Origin of the sequence: Asaia sp. SF2.1 (assembly GCF_000505765.1) — a bacterium.
In the GTDB taxonomy this organism is placed as follows: domain Bacteria; phylum Pseudomonadota; class Alphaproteobacteria; order Acetobacterales; family Acetobacteraceae; genus Asaia; species Asaia bogorensis.
Genome location: NZ_AYXS01000051.1, coordinates 16,549 through 19,276, shown reverse-complemented (window position 1 = coordinate 19,276; position 2,728 = coordinate 16,549). Strand labels below are relative to the sequence as shown.

Genomic DNA, 2,728 nt, shown 5'->3' with positions numbered 1-2,728 from the left:
CCTCATCATAACGTAGATGGCAGACGAGATGGCGCGGATAGCGCAGCTGCAGGGACCGGAAAGCCTGCATGATGTCATTGTCACCCACGCCTACGACGGCGAGCTGGATATTGGCCTGGAAGAGACGCGGCGCGATTTCGGCCAGGATATCCACACCTTTCTGACGGGTGAGACGGCTCACGATACCCAGCAACATGGCGTTCGGGTCCTGTGGGAGGCCGAACTCTGCCTGGAACACGCGCTTGTTCGCACGACGGCCCGCGATGTCGCCAACCGCGTAAGGGAAGATCACCGCTGGATCGGTCAGCGAGTTCCAGTCATGGAGATCGATGCCATTGAGAATGCCGTGCAGGTCATTCGCCCGCGTGCTGAGCAGACCCTCGAGACCCATGCCGTTTTCGGCCGTCTGGATTTCCTCGGCATAGGTGGGTGAAACAGTTATGAGCTTGTCTGCAAGCTGCAAACCGGCCTTGAGATATCCGAGCTTGCCGTAGAATTCGACCCCATCGACCGAAAACGCATGGTCGGGCAAACCAATGCGCGCTAGAAGATCGCGGGGAAAGAGCCCCTGAAACGCCATGTTGTGAATGACATGGGCAACCGGTGGTGCGGGCAGATTGTCGTAGCGCAGATAGGCGCTCACCAATCCAGCCTGCCAGTCATGGGTCATGACAACGTCCGGCTGCCAGTTTGCAAGGCAACCCTGGGCAATGCAGGCCGCAACACGGGAGAGTACGGCAAATCGCATGTCGTTGTCGGGCCAGTCCCGCCCGTCCGGACCCAGATAGGGGCCACCCGCACGATCGTAGAGATCGCTCGACTCGATTGCGTAAAGATGATGCCCGTGCGCTGTTCCCTCCCACAGGGTGACGCGATAGCCGAGCATGTCGTGGAACACATAGGCCTGCACCTTTTGTGTCAGAGCCTTCATGACTGCGGGATAGCCGGGCAGGATGGTGCGGGTGCGCACGCCATGATGACGCAGGGCAGTGGGAAGCGAGGCCGCCACATCGCCCAGCCCTCCGGTTTTGACGAAAGGAAACATCTCTGCCGTGACGGAAAGCAGCTGCAAATCCGTCGGAAGCGTAACGATCTGGTCTGACGGCATGGCGAGCCTCGTCTGGGAAATCGGGAAGAAATTGCAGAGCCATTTGGATGCTAATACTTGTGAAACGCTTCGCATCTGAAATCGTTAACCGCTCGCGTTTATGTTATCAGCACTTTCCCTTTCCATAGCGTTAGGCCCCTCGAACCCGGGTGCAGATAGGGAAAATGCCGGTCTAACGGGTCAGGATGGAAAGAAACTCATGAGTGATTCTTTTGCGAAACGCCTGAAGGAAGGAAGCCCCGCCGAGAGAGGCGCCGTCTATGACGGTAAGGGCGTCAATTTTGCCGTATTCTCCGCCAACGCCGAGGCGGTCGAGATCTGCCTGTTCGACCAGAACGGCGAGAAGGAAACAGACCGGATTCGCCTGCCGGAATACACAGACCAGGTTTTCCACGGCTGGGTGCCGGACCTGCGTCCGGGGCAGCTCTACGGCCTGCGTGTGCATGGCCCTTACGAGCCCGATGCCGGTCACCGCTTCAACCCCAACAAGCTCTTGCTCGACCCCTATGCGCGTGAGCATTTTGGCGAGATCGAATGGAATCCTGCACTCTTCGGCTACCAGATTGGCCATGCCGACAAGGATCTGAGCTTCGATGAGCGTGACAGCGCAGCTTACATCCCGAAATGCGTGATTACCGATCCTGCCGCTCAGAACCTGCGCCCGCTGGGTACGCGCTGGTCAGATACGGTGGTGTATGAAACCCATGTCCGGGGCTACACCCTCAATCATCCTCGCGTTCCACGGCGCCTGCGCGGCACCTATGCAGGGCTGGCCAATCGCCATGTGATCGAGCACCTGAAATCGCTTGGCATCACGACAATCGAATTGCTGCCCATCCAGAGCTTCGTCGCTGATGAGTATCTGGTGAACAAGGGCCTTACGAATTACTGGGGCTACAACACGATCGGCTTTTTTGCCCCCGACACGCGCTATGCTGCGGATCAGGATGATGCCCTGACCGAAGTACGTCGCATGGTCGCCGCCTACCACGAGGCGGGCATCGAAGTGGTCATGGACGTGGTTTACAACCACACCGCAGAAGGCAACGAACTCGGCCCGACCCTCTCCTTCAAGGGGCTGGATAACGCGACGTATTACAGGCTCATGCCTGACAATAAGAGATTCTATATTAATGATACGGGTACTGGTAATACGTTCAACCTGACAAAAACTGCATCATTACAGTTTGTTGTTGATAGTCTGCGCTACTGGGCCAATGAAATCGGTGTGGATGGCTTCCGCTTCGATCTCGGGACCATCCTCGCGCGCGAGGTTGACGGATTCGACAGTCAGTCGGGCTTCCTGCGCATCTGCCAGCAGGACCCGACCCTTACCCATCTCAAAATGATCGCCGAGCCCTGGGATATTGGTCCCGGCGGGTACCAGGTTGGCCAGTTTCCTCCCGGCTGGGCCGAATGGAACGACAAGTTCCGTGACACGGTGCGCGATTTCTGGCGCGGCGAGGCCAAGGCTGATGTGCTGGCGCCGCGCCTGCTTGGCAGCCCTGACCTGTTCAACCATCTGGGTCGTCAGGCCTGGGCCAGTGTCAATTTTCTCACGGCTCATGACGGCTTCACGCTGTGGGACTGCGTCTCGTATAACGAGAAGCACAACGAGGC

The 2,728-nt window shown here is 58.1% G+C and carries 2 protein-coding genes; one reads left to right on the top strand and one right to left on the bottom strand.

What is annotated here, in order from left to right; translation table 11 throughout:
* On the bottom strand, nt 1-1,108 hold a 1,108-nt coding region (locus P792_RS35085), incomplete at its 3' end, for a glycogen synthase (protein WP_035441004.1).
* A 199-nt stretch (nt 1,109-1,307) separates the two neighbouring features.
* On the opposite strand from P792_RS35085, the gene glgX reads away from it, so the two are divergent.
* Nucleotides 1,308-2,728 (top strand): glycogen debranching protein GlgX (glgX, locus tag P792_RS0120390; RefSeq protein ID WP_035441002.1); only part of this gene is annotated, 1,421 nt, incomplete at its 3' end.